The organism is Pseudomonas guariconensis (assembly GCF_040822035.1).
Taxonomy (GTDB): domain Bacteria; phylum Pseudomonadota; class Gammaproteobacteria; order Pseudomonadales; family Pseudomonadaceae; genus Aquipseudomonas; species Aquipseudomonas guariconensis.
This window is the reverse complement of sequence record NZ_CP162012.1, coordinates 2,597,185-2,616,126: the sequence shown is the minus strand read 5'-3', so window position 1 is coordinate 2,616,126 and position 18,942 is coordinate 2,597,185. Positions and strand designations below refer to the sequence as shown.

Below are 18,942 nucleotides of genomic sequence, written 5' to 3'. Positions count from 1 at the left end.
TGTGTATAGATTTTAAAAATCTCGCGGTAGATCCATATGTCCGCTCTGTCCCTTTGCAACAGGTGTCCTTGACCTTCAGAATGCGGCCCTTAGCGCACCGAGAAGGAAGCCTTCATGTTGTACATAGTCATGCTCGGAGGTCGCCACCCACGCGCCAGCATCGAGGTGCACGATGTGGTGTTCGCCCAGGCGCAGACCCTGGAGCAGACCTACCCGCAATTGCGCCAAGGCTGGTTCGGTAGCCGTGAGGGCCTGCATATCGACGGCTGGCTGGAAGTCGATGGCATCGATGCCTACCGCGTCGAGTTCAGCCACTTGGCGCCTGGGCCAGACGATCCAAGGCTGTTTTTCATTAACCTCGGCGGCTATGAGCCAGCGGTCTTCGGTGAAGCACACCGCTACCTTTTGGTCGTCGCTCGGAACAAGCAACAGGCAAGGCAACTGGGCAAGCAGCGCTTGCACGCCCACTGGCTCAAGCCTCACACCGACGCAGTACTCGAGGTGGATGACTGCCTGCCGATCGACTGTGTGGATGGCCGTTACGTGCACCTGGTCGAAGGTGCGCACAGCGGGATCGGTCAATACAGCGACTATCTGCTGCTCTGACGCCGCCTGCCTGGCTCTGCCTCTCTACAAAGCGATACATAAAGACCGATCCCAGACACATCTGAGATAAACACCTCGGACACCATGGCTCCGGACCGCGGTGGCACCCTGCACGCCGCCCCAACGACGGAGTTTGCCATGCACCTTCATGCTCAACCTGCCAGCCTGCATGGCTGGCGTCTGTTCAGTGTGCTGTCTGTTTCGGTTCTGATCATCACGGCATTGGCGCTGATGGCTCAATCGCCTCTGGTGGAGGCGTTGCGCAGTGCGATCCGGGTGACTGCGCGCACATCGTTCCTGTTGTTTCTGGCGACGTTCCTGGCCTCCTCGCTAGCGACCCTGGTGCCCAGTGCCTTCACGCGCGGGCTACTGCGCGAGCGACGGTTTCTCGGATTGGCTTTCGCCTTTTCCCACGCGGTGCATGCGGTGCTGATCATCGTGTACGCCAACTCGTTCCCCGACACCTTCTGGCAGGGTCGCACGGCCGTGACCAACATCCCCGGCTCGGTCGGCTACTTCTTCATCATTTTGCTGACCCTCACCTCGTTTCCTGCGGCCGTCCGGCTGCTCGGCGCGCGCACCTGGAAGGCGCTGCACAGCACCGGTACGTGGGTGATCGCGGGGGTTTTCGTGCTGTCGTTCTACAAACGCATTCCCATGGGGTCCTGGTATCCGCTGGCATTCGCGCTGATTTTCAGTGCCATCGTCTTCAAGCTCACGGCCAAGTTGGCCACGCATCTGCGTCGCAGTGCGCGCACCGAGGTCAGGGCCTGATCGTGTCGGCCAAGCCCTGGCCATCGCCGATGGCATGGACCAGCCGCTTGGCCGACAGCCCCTCACATGGAAACATTCGGTAATATTTATCCAGCCAATCGGATAGCCTGCCAGGAGCGATCCTTAGAGCCTTTGATAAACTCGCCGCTTTTGCTCGCGAGCCCTGCCGCGTCAAAGAAGTCTCAACGCGATAGGATGTTGTGCCGTGTCAACCGATCAGAACCTGGTATTCAAAGCTCCTGCAACCACCGGCGCCCAGGCTGCCGCCGACCGCAGCAAGGCACACGGGGCTCCTACCGGTGTGCAACCGGCCTCGTACCGCGCCGATATCGACGGGCTGCGCGCCGTTGCTGTCCTGCTGGTGCTGATTTTCCATGGTGGGCTGGCGCTGTTCCCTTCCGGGTTCATTGGCGTCGATATTTTCTTCGTGATCTCCGGCTACCTCACCACCTCGATCATCCTGGGCGCGCTAAGCCGGGGTGATTTCAACCTTGGACAGTTTTATGTCAAGCGCCTATGGCGCTTGCAGCCAGCGATACTGGCGCTGTTGATCGTCACGCTCGGCGCGGCCAGCGTGCTGTATCTGCCCAAGGACTTCATCGATTTTCTCAAAAGCGAGAAGTACACCAGCCTGCTGCTGTCAAACCAGTACTTCTCCAAAGCCACCGACGGCTATGCGACCGCCGAGGCGGCGACCCTGCCCTTGCTGCACACCTGGTCGCTGGCCATCGAATGGCAGTGGTACATCTTCTTGCCGCTCGGGTTGATGGCGCTGACGCGCTACCTGGCGCCCCATCGATTAAAAGCCGCTGTCGTGATGCTGACCGTCGTCTTCATGGCTGTCGCGCTGTTCATCGCAAAAACCTCCCCGGATAAAAGCTACTACGCGTTCTTGGCGCGCAGCTTCGAGCTGCTGATCGGCTCGTGCGCAGCCGTGTTCGGCAACGACCGCCAACGACTCGGCCGTATCAGTGCCTGCGCACTGGGCCTGGGCGCCCTTGGCGTGCTCCTGTATGGCGCAACGCAATCCATACCGACCACTGCCTATCCAGGCTACCCTGCCATCGCAATCTGCCTGGCAACGGCGGTACTGATCTCGGGCCAGGTTGGCCGGGTGGGCATCACGTCCAGGCTGCTGTCATGGTCACCGCTGGTATTCATCGGGACGATTTCCTATTCGCTGTACCTGTGGCATTGGCCTGTCATCGCCATCGTGGAGTACCTGGGCGTTGAAAAGACGCCAGCCATCCTTGCCGGCTACTTCATCGCCTCGTTTGCCCTGGGCATCGCCTCGTACTACCTCATCGAAAAGCCCCTGCGCCGTACCCGGCTGGGTTTTGGCAAATCGCTGTTCATGCTGCTGGTCGTACCTGCCATCGCGTTTTCGGCGCTGCACTCGGCAGGCAAGTCCGCCGGCGGCTGGATGGAGCGCTTCGGCAATGGCCCGACGCACATCCTGCCGCGTCTGAAGGCAAGCGAAATACCCCAGCGTGGGCCGTGCCTGGGCGGTGCCAGCGACGGCTCCGACAGCAGTTGTGTGCTGGGGCAAGCCAACGCCAGCACCACCGCATTGCTGATGGGCGATTCCTACTCCAACCACTTCTGGGGCTTCATTGACATTTTGGCCAAGGACGCCAACCTTTCCGTCATGGCCCAGGGCAGCCCAGGGTGCCTGGCTCTGCCGGATGTCTATCTCTACGACTGGTGGAAGTACAAGAACACCCTCTACAAGAAGTGCCATGACGCCGCCGCCGAGTACCACAAGCTGATCGCTCGCAGCCACTATGACTACGTGATCATCGGCCTGACTTGGGAAACCTACGCCAACAGCAGCGCCGTGGTGCTGTCGATCGATGACCAACGCTCCCAGGCCCTGTCGCGCGAACGCATGAAGGCCGCCCTGCTCAAGAGCCTCGACATCATCGAGCGCTCCGGCGCCAGGCCCGTGCTGATCAAGAGCAACATCGTCATGCCCGAAGGCGCCAATGACTGCCTGTACCGCAGCATCAAGCTCAGGGGCACGATCGAGGAGCATCATTGCGCGACGAGCGTCGCGCAACCGGAAGAAAACCCCTGGCTTGCGCAGCTGTTCCGGGACGCCAAGCAGGCACACCCGGACTTGCTGGTCATCGACCCCAAGGACGTGCAGTGCGTCGATGGCCAGTGCAAGCTGTCGATCGACGGCCTGCCGATCTATCGGGACATCGGCCACATCACCGATTTCGCATCCACGGCGATGGGCAAGATGTATTTGCAGGCCAAGGGCAATCCCTTTAACGAATCCAACCCTTGATGCCGGGCTGCCCCGCCATGAACAGCCAAGCGCTAGAGGCCCAGTTCACTCAAGCCTGGATGGTCGTCCGGGCGTCTCCCCAACGGCCAGTGGTACTTGCGCTCCTGCTCGGTGATGGGCAGGTCATTGATACTTGCATAGCGCCGCTGCATCAGGCCGTTCGGGCCGAACTCCCAGTTTTCGTTGCCATAGGAGCGGAACCAATTGCCTGAATCATCGTGCCATTCGTAGGCGAAACGCACGGCGATCCGGTTATCGGCGAATGTCCAGAGTTCCTTGATCAGGCGGTAATCCAACTCCCTGCGCCATTTGCGCTCCAGAAACGCCTGAGCCTGGTCGCGCCCTTCGATGAACTCGCTGCGGTTGCGCCAGTAGGTGTCCTCCGTATAGGCCAGCACCACTTTCGCAGGATCGCGCGTATTCCAACCGTCCTCGGCGCGTCGGACTTTATCGATGGCGGTTTCCAGAGTGAAAGGCGGCAAGGGTGGGCGTGATGACTCGCTCATTTCGATGACCTCCAGAGGCGTTCAGAGGCCTTAAGCTATAGCTCAAATGGGCGACGCGTGGAGCGCCGCCTCTCACCTGCCCCTCGCCTACTGCCCACAGCGCAATGGCACGCGCTCATAGTTCAGCGCCTTATCGCGCGCGGGCAACGCATAGGATGCCTGACATTGCTGGTCGCCCCAGCGAATCGTCAGCTTGCCCTGCTCTTGCTCGACCAAGGCCAACGCCTTGCCGCTCGGGTCGGAGATCGCCAGTTGCTTGCCCTCGGCATCTTCCAGCGCGGCACCGAACGGGATCTTGCCACCTTGGCTGTCGGACAGCTCGAACTGCACGCGGCGCCCGGTCTTGCCGGCGTAACGCGCCAGCACCACGGCGCCGCGCCGGGGTACCATTTGCTGGGTGGCATTGTCGATCTCGATATCGGCGCCCAACTCTCGGGTATCCAAGCTGATCCAGTTGACTCGATAGGGCTGTGCGCTCGGGATCACCGCATAGCCATTGCGCCCGGTCTCGACGCCGCTGTAGCTGCTGATCTTGGCACCACGCACACCCGAAACCTCCACCAACGCGAAGGTTTCGCCCACGGTCTGGCCGAGGTTGATGCCACCTTGATGGGCCACCACTGAACCTGAGACGTTCAGGCTCTGCGAGTCGTACCCCCTGCCCTGGCTGTAGCCGACGCTGACATCGGCCACCGATGTCCGCGTGCTGACGTTGGCCGAGGCCGAACGCCCGCCCCCATCGCTGCTGCCGGCCTGCAGCGAATAGAACGTGTCGGCGCTTTCGTTGAAGTAGCCATTGATACCGGCCTGGGTGTTGTTGCCGCTTTTCTGCGAACTGGTGGTGACGAACGCCCGCGGTGCACGTGGGCGAGTACCGAGCGGGAACGACACCGACAGGCTGACCTGGGTGTCGGTGCCGCCAGCGCCGCTGCTCAGGTCCTGTGTCTGGCTCCAGGTGAGGTTGTAGCTGGCATCGCCCCAGTTGTTGCCATAGCCGGCCGAGAAGCTGCGCGATCCGCCGCGGTTCCAGTAGCGCTGGTCGCTGGCGTTCAGGTAGAGGCTGCCCAGTTGTCGATCCGCGCCCAGGCTCTGGTTGATGGTCAAGTCGGTGCGGGTCTTGGAGTGCCCCGAGCGCAGCAGCGGGCCGCTACTGAGGTCCTCGATATGGTTGCTCAGCGTTCGGTAGCCTTCGGTGGAATAGCGGTAAGCCGCCAGGGTGAAACTGGTGGCCGTGCCGGTGAAGGTCTTGGCATACAGGGCACGCAGGCTGTTGCCCGTCTTGCGCTCGCCCTGGGCCTGGCTGCTGGAATGGGTGATGTCCAGCGACACTGCGCCCAGCGAGGTATTTCGTCCTACGCCTAAGGCCAGCGCCTTGTACTGATCGGTGGCCTGGACGCCGACGATGCCGGTCAGGTTGCTGTCGATGCCATAGGCCAGGTTGGCGCTGAGCATCTGCGGTGTGGCCAGCCCTTCGCTGTTGCTGTTGTAGCGACCGGCCGAGACGCTGTAGCGCACCTGCCCTTCACGGACCATGATCGGCAAGCTAGAGAACGCCTGCTGGGTCACCCGCCGGCTGCCATCGGCCTCGATGACGGTGATCTGCAGGTCGCCGTTTGAGCCGCTGGGATAGATGTCGCTGATTTCAAACGGGCCAGGAGGCACGTTGGTGGTGTAGAGCAGGTAATTGTCCTGGCGGATCTCCACCGTTGCGTTGGTCTGCGCCACACCACGAATAATCGGCGCATAGCCACGCTCGCTGTCTGCGCGCATGCCGTCGTCGGATTCAAGCTTCAGGCCCCGGTAGCGCACGCTGTCGAACAGCTGCGCATCGGAGAAGATGTCCCCTGCGCTGAACTGTCCTTTCAGGGCCGTGACATCATGCTGCAAGTAGCTGCGGTTGCTTTTGAAGGTGTCCGGGCGGCCAGTGCCGCTGCTGAAGTTGGACTCGTTGCGCAACCGCCATCCGCCCAGGTTGATGCCATTGCGCAGGCCCAGGTTGGTGTTGTAGCGGGTGTCGGTGCTGCCAGCGTTGCGGCTGGTACTCATCTGGTAGTTGACGAAGGCCGCCGGCACCCCGTTATCCCACAGCTGCGGATCGACGTAGCCGCGTAGACCGCGCTGCATGGCCACCTGCGGCACGCTGATTTCCAGGCGCAAGCGACTGGCATCGAAACTCACGGCGGCCTGGTCGATGAGCGCTGAGAGGTCCTGGCAGGCCTGAACATTTTCAAGATCAAGCTTGCCCTGGGCCTGGAGCTTGTCCAGGTCGATCCCCAACTGCTTGAGTAGCTCGACGGTCAGGCACGGTTCGACGCGGCCACTGGTGGGGTTGCGTTGAAAGTCGACGTCCCGTCGCCCGACCAATACTTGGTTGCTGTACAGGTCGACACGGTAGCTACCGGGCAGCACACGAGTGCCGGCCAACAGAAGTTGTAGATCGACCGATGAGGCCGCGCCCTGCAGGAAAGAGGTATTGAAGGCCAGCAACTGCGGGTCGGCAACCTGCTGGGAAGCTGCATCGGCGTGTACACAGGCGCTGTGAATGGCCAGAGACAAGGCGGCGAGCTTGAGCGGCGCGGGTGCACGGAAGCATCCCCGGTTGTCGAACGGCAGAAACATGCGTGGAAACCTTTCATCCGTGGCAAATACCGGGCACGGCGATGCCGCGCGTGCGCCGGCATGCGCCCAAGATATTTGAGGGTATTAAGAAGAAGCGGCGGGCTCGACAGCCTTGGCCTTGACCACAGTGCTCGGCATCAGCGCCGCGTGGTACTCGCTCTGCGCCCCATAATCGTTGATGCTGCGAAAGGACAGGTTCGCCGGTGCATCGGCCAAAACCTTGGCCAAGGCAAAGGTCCGGGTCTGTCCGGGCGCGATCATCGCCGAATCGGCCGCCAGCGTTCGCTGACCATTGGCCGTAACCGTGAGGTCGGCCATCGACACGTGGTACAGGCTCGGATTAGTCACCGACAGGACTGTGGAGGCGCCCTCGCGGGTCAAGCGCCAGCCCAGCTCCGTCGGCGCCTGCAACGCATCGCCAGGCAGCCCGGCCGGTCGGAAGAACACCTTGATGCGCTGGCGCACGGCCAGTTGCAGTGTGTTGGCCTTTTCGCTGGCCTGAGGGATTTCCTGGACATTGAGCCACACGACCGACTCGCGATCCTGAGGTAAGCCTGTCCCTTCATAGAGGATTCGCAGCAATTGCTGCTGCTTGGCCATGACCCTGGCCAAGGGCGGTGTCACCGCGAACGGGACCGTATGGTGCTGGTCGTCGTCACTGTCGATCCACGACTGGATCAAGACGTCCTGGCCGCCATTGCGCACGGTCACGTTGGCTTCCTTGTGGGCGCCGTCGAACACCACACGTGTGGCGCTCAACGAAATGCCGGCCATCGCCGGAGGCGCTAGGAGCATGCCCAGCAGGCCCAGGCAGGCAATGAGTCTGGGAGTCAACATGTGCAATCACCCCGTTTATCTAAGCGGACGGCGAGGCCCTGAGGCCTCGCGCGTACAGAACCCTGGGTGACGACTTATTCGTACTGCAGGATGAATGGCAGGGTGGCATCACCGCGACCGGCGGTGGCAGTGCCCTCGGCGCCGGTGGTCACGTAGGCGGCCGAGAAACTCAAGGTGGCATCGCCGCCCGCTGCGCCGACACCATGCATGCCGCTCTGGATAGTGGCAGTGGTCTTGCTGCTGAGGTCGATCTTCGCCCCAGTGCTGTCGAGCAGTGCGATACCGACGTTCTTGGCTGCGCCACTGCCTGGAGTCAGTGCCAGCACGCCCTTGCCGGTGACGATACCGGAGCCGCCGAGGATGGTCGGGTCGAAGACCATGGAAACCTTGGTGCCCAGGTTGCAGTTGACGTTGAGGTTGAAGTCCTTGCTGGTGACACGACCCGAGGCTGGAGCTTCGGCGCTACCCATGTCTTTGATCGAAACGTTGCCCATATCCACAGAGATCACGCGATCGGCATTGGCGCCGTCGACCGAGCACGCGTCATTGTTGATGACGCCGCTGAAGCTGATCTTGCCGCTGCCACCTTGTACAGGAACCGGTGGTTCTCCTGCGGCCAAAGTGCCCATGGAAGTAACGAGTGTCGACAGTGCCAAAGCGGCGAGTGAATAGTTTTTCATGATGATGTCCTAGTTGAAATGTGCTGCAGTGAACTGCCAGAACACATTAATAAACCCGGACACCTATCCCCATAAGACGATCCTGATAAGCTCCGCCGAGCGTCAATTAAACAGACGCCGCTCCAGGCAATAAGCCAATAGTGCCTGGTCATTATCGACTTCAAGTTTGCGCATGGCCGAGACTTTTTGCGCACTGATTGTCTTGGGGCTGCGGCTGAGGCTAAGGGCAATATCACCCACGGTCTTGCCGGCCACGAACAAGCGCAACACTTCACGTTCTTTGAGCGACAGCGTTTCCAGGCGCTGGTCAGTGTCCAACCCCGAATCAACCACTGAGGCTCTGGGCGCCTGAGGGCTCAAGTACGGGCGTTTGCCGCGAATCGCCTTGAGCGCGCGCTCGATCTCGGTGTGCAGATGATTCTTCTGAATGACGCCCACCACACCCAACTCGTGCAGGCGCTCAAGAATCATCGAGCTGGATATCATCGTCAATATCAACACTTGAACTGCGGGGTAGTGCCGTTTGAGATAGTCGATCAACTTCAAGCCGTCGCCATAGGGCGAGTCATCCGGCATGTTGTAGTCGGTAATCACCAGATCGACTGGTTGTTCCTGCAGTAAAGCGATCAATGCGCTGGAACTTACCGCCTCCCCGACCACGCAAAAATGCGGGTCCCGTTCGACCAGTTCGCGAACGCCAAACAACACGATGGGATGATCGTCGGCAATGATGACCTTGAGTTTTTCCATAAAGCCTCAGGCGAGTGGATGAACAGTCTGGTTAATGTTACTTGAGCGCGTCGATCATTGCCGCCAAGCGTTGAATGACCTTTCGGACCTGTAGGTGTGCGGCCTCATCGTACGCCTGGTCGGCGAGCAACACCTCAAGCGCGATGCAATGTTGCGCCAGGCTGGTCGCCTGTACCGCGCCCAGCGCGCCGGCGATGCTGTGCAGTTGTCTACCGAGCGCCTGCAGGTCGCCCTGCTCCAAGGCGGTCTCCAGTGCCTGGATGTCCTGGGTCATGGTCTCGATGAACAGGGCGCGCATGGCCGGCGATAGCTTCGCCAGCACATCCTCGTGCTGCTCATCCGTGGTGTGGGCTTGCGGCACCACGGGTTCCTGCTTGTCGCCCTGCCAGTGTGGCCGGCACAGTTTGAGCAGTTGGCTGCGCAACGTCTGCAAGCTCAGCGGCTTGACGATCCAGGCATTCATGCCCACCTCCAGGCAACGTGCGCCCTCCTCGCGCATCGCGTTGGCGGTGACACCGATGATCGGCAGCTCAGGGTCCTGTTCACGCAGTGCGGTGGCCAGCTCATAGCCATTGACGACTGGCATGTTCACATCGGTCAGCACGAGGTCGAACACTTCCGGCTGCCATAGCTGCAGGGCGTGTTCGCCATTGCGTGCAACCACGACACTGCAACCCAGCGCCTCGAGCTGCTCCTTGAGGATCGCCTGGTTGATCGGGTTATCCTCGGCCACCAGGATGTGCAAGCCTAGCTCGTTATCGGTGCCGGCCTGCCGCTGCACAGCAGGTTCCATCTGCCCCTGGTTGATCCGACAAACCGCCCGGGCTATGGCCTGGACATCGTGCAGGCTCATGTCCCAGTCGCCGCGCCCGGCTTGCGCCGAGTCGGTAGCATGGCAACGAATGCGCGGGCCAGGCCAAGCTGGCGCCGTTTCATCGGGCAGCACATCGACCAGCACCGCCCGCGCAGGAATTGCAGCGGACGTAGAGGGCGCCAGATGGGCACGCAGTCCCAGGCGATTGAGCCAGTCGCAATGGTGCTGCGCCAGCTCCGGAATCGGCGCGCGGACGAACACCGGCATCGCCGACGGCACGCCTTCGGTAAGCGAGGGCAACGCGTCCGTCACCACCGGCAAGGCAAGCCGCAGCGTGAAGCTGCTGCCCAGGCCCGGCTCGCTGACCACTTTCATCTGCCCGCCCATCATTTCGCTCAGCCATCCGCAGATCGGCAGGCCCAGGCCGGCGCCGCCCTCATTGGAGCCTCCATGCACCTGATAGAACAGCTCGAACAGCCTGGCCTGCTGCGAGTCGGACAACCCGATGCCGGTATCGGCGACCTGCCATTCCAGGTGCACCTGGCCCTCGGCGCAGTCGAACACCCGGGTACGCAGCACAACGCGGCCACTGTCGGTGAACTTGATAGCGTTGCTGAGCAGGTTGTTGAGGATCTGCCGAATCCGGATCGGGTCGCCAAATACCCGCTGTGGCAGCCGGGCATCGGTGCAGCCGTACAGCAGCAACCCTTTACGCTGGGCAAAGGCTGAATAGGTGCGCAGGGTGTCTTCGATCATCTCCAGTGGACAGAACTCCACGGGCTCCAGGGCCATCTGCCCCGACTCGATCTTCGAAACATCCAGCACGTCGCTGATCAGCTGGAACAGCGTGGCCGAAGAGCGCTGGATGGTCTGTAGGTAGGCTTGCTGGCGAGGCGCCAACGGCGTCAGGCCGAGCAGCTCCAAGGTGCCCAGCACCCCATACAGCGGTGTGCGAATCTCATGACTCATGGTGGCCAGGAACAGTGTCTTGGCCTCGTTGGCCGCAGCCGCCGTGCGCCGGGCGTCTTCCAGCGCCCGGGCATCCTCGACATGACGCGTCACGTCATTGAAGGCATAAAGCCGTACATCCTGGCCCTGGTAGCGAGTGGCGACGAAACCAACCTGCAGATGCCGTCCCTCGATCTCGAGCGCATGCTCGGCCCCCTCGCCGCTGTCCTGCCAATGGTCCAAAGCTGCCACCAACGCCGCGGTCCCTTGCCACTGCCTTGCGCGCTGGTTTTCCAGCAGTACCTTGCGATCTGCCCGGCGCACCACACACAGCCCTGTGGGGGCAGTATCGATGACCACACGGCTGAAGGCCTCGCTCTCGGCAATGGCGGCGTGGGCCTGGTTGGCCGGCAGGATCACCTGGCGCCGATACCAGCGGCTCGCCGCCCAACCCAGGCCGCCCAGGCCGGCCAGCCCCGCGCCTAGACTGAGCAACGAACCCAGCGCATAGCGGAAAAAGCTCTTGAAGCCGATGGTGTAGATCGCCGTCCAGGCTGGCCCGTCGTGGTTGACCAGCTTGAACACCAGCCCGTCGGACTTGAGGTTGAACCCCTCATGCAACGTCATCTCGGGACGCAGGATGCCCGAGAGCACTTGCCCCGACGGGGTGACCAAGGTGAAACGGTCATACACCGACCAGTCCATGGTGCGCTGAAAATCATTGGCATGGGTCAGGTCGAGCATTACCGCAGCCGTGGCGTGCGGACCGGAATCCTTGATGCGCAGCTGTTCAGGCAGCAAATCGAGGTTGGCATAGGCCAGCACGCGCGCGGCAACCACCCCGTTTCCGGGGCTGCCATAGGCGCGCCACTTGACCTCGGGGCCATCGCCCTGTGGTGCCTGGGCGCGAACCATGTCGAACATCTGGCCGATTGGCTCCCGTGTGCCCGTACCTGTACTGTGCTCACCTCTCGCGGGCACGGCCACGTCGAAATCGCCCTGTCGATTGAACAGGAAGGCTTGGGGTGACTGGAAATGCGAAGTGGCCCAGAAGGCGCTGTAATAAGCGCTCAGGTGCGCTGCGAGGACGGCAACCTGGGCGGCCTTGTCAGTGTCCTCGGCATGAGTGGCGAGCCTGACACTGAACGGCATCGAGAAGGGATTCTCCTGACCACGGTACATGCCATCGCCTTCCCATTGACGCGGCTCGACCCCGGGCATCTGGGCTGCATCGCGGGGCATCAACTCGCCGCGCAGGCTACGCTGGCGCAGCGAGGTCAGGAACAGCTCCTGCTCCTGAATGTTCTGCATCAGCCGGGTGAAGTGGAAACGCACCGTGTCGTGGTGCTCCTCGATCAGCCGCTGGAACGACCAATAGGTGGTGCTCACCAGCAGCACCGCCACCCCGAGCAGCACCATGATGCCTTTGCTCAGGCGCGACGAGCTGCGGGTGAGATTGTCCAGAAGCGCGTTGGAGTGTTTCATCAAAGGGTCCGTGGGCCAGCAATACGCGTAAGGGTGGGAGTCTACCTCCTAAGCTAGGCGCGAGCGTTGCGCCAGGTCCGATTAATGGCTCATTGCCGGTCCATCGACCTTCAGCAAATGCAGGAACTGGTCCAGGGACACCGCATGGGAAATCAGGAAGCCCTGCACATGGCTGCACTCCAGCCGGCGCAGCAAAGCCAGTTCCTCAGGTTTCTCCACACCCTCGGCGACCACGTTAAGGCCCAGCCGGCGGCCAAGGGCGACAATGCTGGCCAGGGCGCAGGCCAGGTTGTCGTTCTCGTGGCAGCCCTGCACCAACGCGCGATCGATCTTGAGCTCGGTGAACGGCGTAGACACCAGATTCATGTAAGAGCTGTAGCCCTTGCCGAAATCATCCTGTGAAAGGCCGAAGCCCTTGATGCGCAGACGGCAGGCGCCCGCGTAGTAGTTGCTCACCTCGTCAGGAACGGAGCATTCCATCAGCTCGAAGCAGATCCGGGCTGGGTTGCCCCCATGGTGCAATACGAATTCCAGCAGACGGTCAGCCAGGTCATGACTGTTGAGCAGGTGGGTCGGCAGGTTGATCGACACGGGCAAGTCATAACCCCGGGCGCGCCATTGGGCCTGGGCGTCCAGGCTCTGCTTGAGCATCGACCACAACAGGCGCTCCTCCAGATCGAAGGCCCTGAGCGCTGGCAGAAATGCCCCTGGCAACAGCACACCGTGCTCGGGATGTATCCAGCGCACCAGAGCCTCGGCGGCGACGATACGGCCGGTGCTCAAAGACTTCTTGGGTTGGAACCAGGCCTGGAACGCCCGGTTGTTCAGGGCTTCGAGCAAAGTCTGGCGGTCATAATCGACTGCCTGCGGTGTGGCATGGGCGGGTGTTCGCCGCTGCTCGCGCAGTTGCTCGACGACAGCCCTTAGCGCCTCGGGCGTGACAGGCTTGGACAACAACCCCACCACGTCCACGCCAAGATGTTTGGCCGCCAAGCTTGCGGCCATCAGCATCCGCCGTGATGCCGCGCTCATGATCGCCAGGCCTGTCCTGCCTGGCAGTGCTGCCAGGTGCTGGATGAACTGCACACCGTCCATGCCTGGCATCAACAGGTCCGTAAGGATCAGGTCATAGTCGCGCTGCTGCAGGCGCAACAGCGCCTCGGTGCCGTCCCGGGCGGTGTCCACACGCAGCTCGCCCAGTTCATTGAACAGGTGCTGCAGGTACATGCACTGGAACGGGTGGTCCTCGACGATGAGGATTTCAAAGGCTCTCATGGGCGTTTCCTTGATAGGCGGCCAGGCAGTGGTACAGCGTCTGCAACGTGAAGGGCTTGACCAGGCAGTGATTCATGCCGGCGGCCAGGCACAGCTCCTCCTCGCCGCGCAGGGCATTTGCCGTGGCACCGACGATGGGTACGGTGCAGCCTCGCCGGCGCAGGGTTCTGGCCAGTTCGTAGCCGTTGACCCGGGGCATGTTGACGTCGCTCAGCACCACATCGAACGCCCCCTGATCCCAGCAGCGCAGGGCCTGCTCGCCGTCGCCAGCGAGCACTACGGTGCAGCCGAGTTCTTCGAGCTGATCACGCAGAATCAACTGGTTGATGATGTTGTCCTCGGCCACCAGAATGCTCAGGCCAAGGTGGCGGATCTGGGGGCCAGCGCTGCGCGTCTGATCACCTGCCACCCAAAGCCCTTGGGCCTGGCAGATGGCCTGGTGTAATGCGACCAGGTGGCTGAGGTTGACGTGCCAGCTTTCGCCGTCCTGGCGCGGTTCGCTGCAGCCATCGGCGCTGGCTAATACCCGGCGTCCATTCCATTGCGGCACCAGCTGAGTGTCCAACCTGCCGGGATGCGCCTCGAGCAGGACCCCGCCTGCACTCATCGATACCGGCTGCCCGACCTGGGCCCGCGCGCCCCAGCGCCGCAACCACCCTGCCAGGCTCTCGGCCAGCTCGCGCAGCGGCGACACCACATGGATGCGCTCGGCCAACAGGTTGCAGGGCAAAGCCGCCTCGTGGGTGCGCAAGGACTCCTCCAGCGGCAACAGCAAGGTGAAGCTGGTGCCCAAGCCGAGTTCGCTGACCATACGCATCTGGCCGTTCATCAATTGCGTCAGGCGCTGGCAGATCGGCAGGCCCAGGCCAGTACCCGCCACCCCTTGGATGTTGCCTGCGGTCTGATAGAACGGGTCGAAGATCAATGGGTGTTCTTCCTCGGCGATGCCACGCCCGGTGTCGGCGACCTGCCACAGCAGACAGGAACGCTCTCCCTCCCGGTGCGACAGGCGCACACGCAGCACAACGCGGCCATAGTCGGTGAACTTGACGGCGTTGCTCAGCAGGTTATTCAGGATTTGCCGGATGCGCGCACGATCCCCCAACAGCCGCAGCGGCAGTTGCGGATCGAGGCAGGCATAGAGCTCCAGGCCCTTGCCCAGGGCCGCGGCGCTGTAGCCCTGGATCACCTCGTGCACCAGCTCCAGCGGGGAAAACTCACTGACCTCCAGGGCCAACTGGCCGGCTTCGATTTTCGAGACATCCAGCACATCGCAGATCAACTGCAACAAGGTGGCCGAAGAGCCTTCGAGCGCTTGCAGGTAGTCGCGCTGTTGGGCATCCAAATGTGTACGCGACAACAGCTCCAGCGTCCCCAGCACGCCATACAGCGGTGTCCGGATCTCATGGCTCATGGTGGCCAGAAACAGTGTCTTGGCTTCGTTGGCCGCATCCGCCGATTGGCGCGCCGCTTTGAGCGCCGCCTCCACCTGCTTGCTGGCGGTGACGTCATTGAAAGCACACAGCAGCACATCCTCTCCTTTGTAGCGGGTGGGCACACTGCTAAGGTGCAGGTGACGACCGCTTGAGGTCTCGAAGGTCTCGCCATGGGGAGCTTCGGGCGCGTCGAATGCCTGGCGGATCCAGCCTGGGCAGAGGATCTCCCGGTCCAATCCCTTGCCCAGCCACTGCTGGGCCAACGAATTTTCCAGCACCATCTGACCGTCACTGCGGCGCAGTACGCACAGCGCCACCGGCGCGGCCTGGATCACGTCACGGCTGAACGCCTCACTTTCGATCAGCGCCTGGATCCGATGGATGGTCGGGGTGATCAGGCGCTGCTCGAAGCGGCGCAGCAACAGCACGATCAATAAAATATTGAGCAGACAGAACAGCAAAGTGCCGAGCAACTGCTTCCACAGCCCCTGCAATACGTCGACAAGATCGATCGAATAGACCAGCTGCCAGTCCGAGGACATCAGGTTCTTGCGGATGACCAGATGATCCGGAAACAGGCCGTCGCCGACGAAACCGAAAAAGTTGTCGCCCCGGCGCTCCAGCAGCGATCGGCTCAAGCGCGCGCCCGGCATGTTGCTGAACACCAGCATTTCATCGGCGTTGAGCATCATGAATTCGCCGGCGCTCTGGTCGCTCAGCGCTGCCGACACGGCCCGGCTGTCCATCTCCAGGCCCAGCCAGCCGGAATCGGCATCCTCTTCGTCCAGGCGCTTGAAGATATACAGGTGCGTGGCCTGTTGATCCTGATCGGTCAGCCACAGTTCTTGTAGCGGTGAGCCATCGTCGTCGCGCAACGCCTGCAATTGCTCGAGAATGCGGCGAGGCAACGCCGGCTCTGCGCCGGACGGGCTGAACAGGCGCACGCCGTGGTCATGCGCCCCATTACCCACATACAAAAGACTGACCTGCTGTGCCCTGAGGTAGTCGCACATGCGTCGGGTCAACCAGATGCTCCACTGCTTGCCGGCCGCATCGCCTAGTTGCAGGTGAACCTCCTCGAAGGACGGCAGGTAGACCAGCGGCTCGGCCTGCCAGCCCTTGCGCACGGCCGACAGGCTCAGGCTTTCGAGCAATGCTTCGCGGGTGGTGAAGAAGGTGTGCGCCTCGGCGATGGCACTGCTCATGTAGCCGCGGCGTTGGGAAATGTCGTTATTGAAGGTGAACAGCAGGAAGTTGTAGGCACCGCTGAGGATGCCGACCGACAGCACGATCGCGAACACCCGAAGCAGTCGGCGGACGGCTTCGGGACTGGAAAGCAAAGGGCTGATCTGCAACAGGTAGCTTTTTAATCTCATCCGCCGAATCTAAGATTCGAGCTGGCCAATGGACATCAGACGATCCTTAGTTCCGACGCATACTGCCTGCCATCTCCCATGGCTCTGGCTCCTCTTCTTGCCAGTCCACGGCTCGAGCAAGCGTCGATCAAAGCCTCAAGGTTAAGGCCAGGCCATCCGGCGCCCCATGAGACGAATCCTAATGTGCTGACTTCGCCTGAGGACAATGCCAGTCTCCCCTACCCCAGGGGTTAACCCTTCGACGGGATAGGAAAGCATTCGGTACGCGCCTACATTCGCCCTACCCCTTTTGCAGCGCGATAACAAGGATTACAAATGCAGCTCGTACGTCCCCCAGCCCTCGGCCGTCGCCTGGCCACGCTCGGCCTTGCCGGGCTCCTCAGCCTCGATGCCGTCGCCGCCGGTGCACCCACCGTGCATTTCTACAACTGGTCCGACTTCCTGGCACCGGAAACGCCCAAGGCCTTCGAGCAGGCCACCGGCACGACCTTGGTGCTGGATGCCTTCGACAACGCCGAAGTCATGGAAAGTAAGCTGATGGCCGGCCATAGCGGGTATGACGTGGTGATGGTGCCCGACGACCTGCTGCCCAACTTCATCAAGGCCGGCGTGCTCGCGCCGCTGGACCTCGCCCAGTTGGGCAACCGCTCGCACCTGGACGAGCAGCTGATGCGCAAGCTCGCCACCAACGACCCGGGCAATCGCTACGCGGTGCCTTACATGTGGGGCACCACCGGTATCGGCTACGACAAGGCTAAGGTGACCCGACTGCTGGGCAAGGACGCGCCGGTGGATTCCTGGGACCTGGTGCTGCGCAAGGAGAACATCGAAAAGCTAAGCGCCTGTGGCGTGGCCATGCTCGATGCGCCGGTAGAGATCCTGCCGATCGCCCTGCACTACCTTGGCCTGCCCGCCAACAGCCGCAACCCGGACGACTACCGCAAGGCCGAGGAACTGCTGCAGGGCATCCGTCCCTATGTGCGCTATTTCGATTCGTCGAAGTTCACCACGGACCTGGCCAATGGCGACATCTGCGTGGTGGTAGGCTGGGGCGGCTCGGTGTACAGCGCCAAGCAGGCGGCCGAGCGGGCCAACAATGGCGTGCAGGTGACCTACAGCATCCCCCGCGAAGGCGCGCCCATGTGGATCAACAACATGGTGGTGCTCAAGGACGCCCCGCACCCCGAACAGGGGCACGCCTTCATCAACTACATGATGCGTCCGGAGGTGGTGGCCAAGTCATCCGACTATGTGGGCTACCCCAACGGCAACAAGGACGCACTGCCCCTGGTCGATCCACGGCTGTTGAAAGACCCGGCGGTCTATCCACCGGCTGAGGTGATGGGCACGTTGTTCACCCTGGAGACGTTGCCGCTCAAATACGAGCGGATGCGCACACGGACCTGGAGCAAGATCAAGAACGGGACCTGATGCGAATCCGCAGGGCAACGCCGTTCCTGCAGAGCGGCTTGAGCCGCGAACCTGTGAAAGGGCCGCAGCGCGGCCCCGAGGGCTTAGATACCGTCGCGCGCCAGGTCCATCGCGAAGTAGGTCAGGATCAGGTCCGCACCAGCACGCTTGATCGAGCCGATGCTCTCACGCACCACGCGGGCTTCGTCGATGGCACCGGCCAAAGCACCGAACTTGATCATCGCGTACTCGCCGCTGACCTGATACGCCGCCAACGGCAAGCGCGAGGCGGCGCGGATGTCGGCAATGACATCCAGGTAGGCACCGGCCGGCTTGACCATCAGCACATCCGCCCCTTCCTGCTCGTCGAGCAACGACTCGCGTACGGCCTCGCGGCGGTTCATCGGGTTCATCTGGTAGCTCTTGCGGTCACCCTTGAGTGCGGTGCCGCCGGCCTCGCGGAACGGGCCGTAGAGCGAGGAAGCGAACTTGGTCGAGTAGGCCATGATCGCGGTGTCATGGAAGCCTGCGCCGTCCAGGGCGCTGCGGATCGCCTGGACCTGGCCGTCCATCGCCGCCGACGGGGCGATGAAGTCGGCACCGGCCGCCGCGGCCACCACCGCCTGCTTGCCCAGGTTGGCCAGGGTGGCATCGTTGTCCACGCCGTGATCGTGCAGCACGCCGCAATGGCCGTGGCTGGTGTATTCACAGAAGCAGGTGTCGGACATCACCACCATTTCCGGCACCGTGTCCTTGCAGATGCGCGCCATGCGCGCCACCAGGCCGTTTTCGTTCCAGGTGTCGCTGCCCGTGGCATCCAGGTGATGCGAAACGCCGAAGGTCATCACCGACTTAATACCGGCACGGGCATAACGCTCGATTTCACGGGCGAGCATCTTCTCAGGAATGCGGTTGACCCCCGGCATGCTGGTGATCGGGACGAAATCATCAATACCCTCTTCGACGAAGATCGGCAGGATCAAATCGTCAAGGCGAAATTCGGTCTCCTGGAACAGCGTACGCAGGGATTCGTTCTGCCGCAGGCGACGAGGGCGGACAGTGGGGAAGTTCGACATTGGAGCTCCAGACAGTTTTGCTTGCTGCCACCTTAAGTCGTAGGGCCGCCACTGAAA

The 18,942-nt window shown here is 62.1% G+C and carries 13 protein-coding genes; 4 read left to right on the top strand and 9 right to left on the bottom strand.

Translation table 11 applies throughout. The annotated features are described in order from the left end of the window. Positions 1–114 precede the first annotated feature (114 nt). The 3 genes from AB1N67_RS11910 (at position 115) to AB1N67_RS11900 (ending at position 3,673) form a co-directional block, all read left to right on the top strand. Positions 115–606 carry a DUF1543 domain-containing protein gene (locus AB1N67_RS11910; protein WP_043213941.1) on the top strand — a complete coding sequence of 164 codons (492 nt, stop codon included), beginning with the start codon at positions 115–117 and terminating at the stop codon, positions 604–606. A 138-nt stretch (positions 607–744) separates the two neighbouring features. After that, positions 745–1,380, top strand: a complete 636-nt coding sequence (locus tag AB1N67_RS11905; RefSeq protein ID WP_070573681.1) for a ferric reductase-like transmembrane domain-containing protein — start codon at positions 745–747, stop codon at positions 1,378–1,380. Positions 1,381–1,585: 205 nt separating this feature from the next. Continuing rightward, entirely contained in the window at positions 1,586–3,673 is a 2,088-nt protein-coding gene (locus AB1N67_RS11900) for an acyltransferase family protein (protein ID WP_367863842.1), read from the top strand. A gap of 32 nt (positions 3,674–3,705) precedes the next feature. On the opposite strand, the gene AB1N67_RS11895 is transcribed toward AB1N67_RS11900, so the two are convergent. The 8 genes from AB1N67_RS11895 to AB1N67_RS11860 all read right to left on the bottom strand — a co-directional run bounded on the left by AB1N67_RS11895 (position 3,706) and on the right by AB1N67_RS11860 (position 16,399). Continuing rightward, entirely contained in the window at positions 3,706–4,179 is a 474-nt protein-coding gene (locus AB1N67_RS11895; RefSeq protein ID WP_102081668.1) for a nuclear transport factor 2 family protein, read from the bottom strand. An 87-nt stretch (positions 4,180–4,266) separates the two neighbouring features. After that, a complete protein-coding gene (locus AB1N67_RS11890) occupies positions 4,267–6,798 on the bottom strand; it encodes a fimbria/pilus outer membrane usher protein (RefSeq protein ID WP_367863841.1) in 2,532 nt (843 codons plus the stop codon). An 84-nt stretch (positions 6,799–6,882) separates the two neighbouring features. Next, a complete protein-coding gene (locus AB1N67_RS11885) occupies positions 6,883–7,635 on the bottom strand; it encodes a molecular chaperone (RefSeq protein WP_167358055.1) in 753 nt (250 codons plus the stop codon). Positions 7,636–7,709: 74 nt separating this feature from the next. Then, on the bottom strand, positions 7,710–8,315 hold the full coding sequence (locus AB1N67_RS11880) for a fimbrial protein (protein WP_043213948.1): 606 nt from the start codon (positions 8,313–8,315) through the stop codon (positions 7,710–7,712). A 102-nt stretch (positions 8,316–8,417) separates the two neighbouring features. Continuing rightward, complete coding sequence (locus AB1N67_RS11875; RefSeq protein ID WP_043213950.1) at positions 8,418–9,065, bottom strand: response regulator; 648 nt, start codon at positions 9,063–9,065, stop codon at positions 8,418–8,420. A gap of 37 nt (positions 9,066–9,102) precedes the next feature. Beyond that, a complete protein-coding gene (locus tag AB1N67_RS11870; protein ID WP_367863840.1) occupies positions 9,103–12,312 on the bottom strand; it encodes a response regulator in 3,210 nt (1,069 codons plus the stop codon). 81 nt (positions 12,313–12,393) lie between these two features. Continuing rightward, entirely contained in the window at positions 12,394–13,587 is a 1,194-nt protein-coding gene (locus AB1N67_RS11865) for an EAL domain-containing protein (RefSeq protein WP_043213953.1), read from the bottom strand. Then, positions 13,574–16,399: an ATP-binding protein gene (locus tag AB1N67_RS11860; protein ID WP_182943248.1), complete on the bottom strand. Its 2,826-nt coding sequence runs from the start codon at positions 16,397–16,399 to the stop codon at positions 13,574–13,576. The genes AB1N67_RS11865 and AB1N67_RS11860 overlap by 14 nt, the downstream gene beginning before the upstream one ends. A 315-nt stretch (positions 16,400–16,714) precedes the next feature. Between AB1N67_RS11860 and AB1N67_RS11855 the strand changes: the two genes are divergently transcribed. Then, positions 16,715–17,830: a polyamine ABC transporter substrate-binding protein gene (locus tag AB1N67_RS11855; protein ID WP_090342771.1), complete on the top strand. Its 1,116-nt coding sequence runs from the start codon at positions 16,715–16,717 to the stop codon at positions 17,828–17,830. A gap of 83 nt (positions 17,831–17,913) precedes the next feature. On the opposite strand, the gene hemB is transcribed toward AB1N67_RS11855, so the two are convergent. Beyond that, positions 17,914–18,885, bottom strand: coding sequence for a porphobilinogen synthase (gene hemB, locus AB1N67_RS11850; RefSeq protein ID WP_043213955.1), 972 nt, complete (start codon positions 18,883–18,885; stop codon positions 17,914–17,916). Positions 18,886–18,942 lie beyond the last annotated feature (57 nt).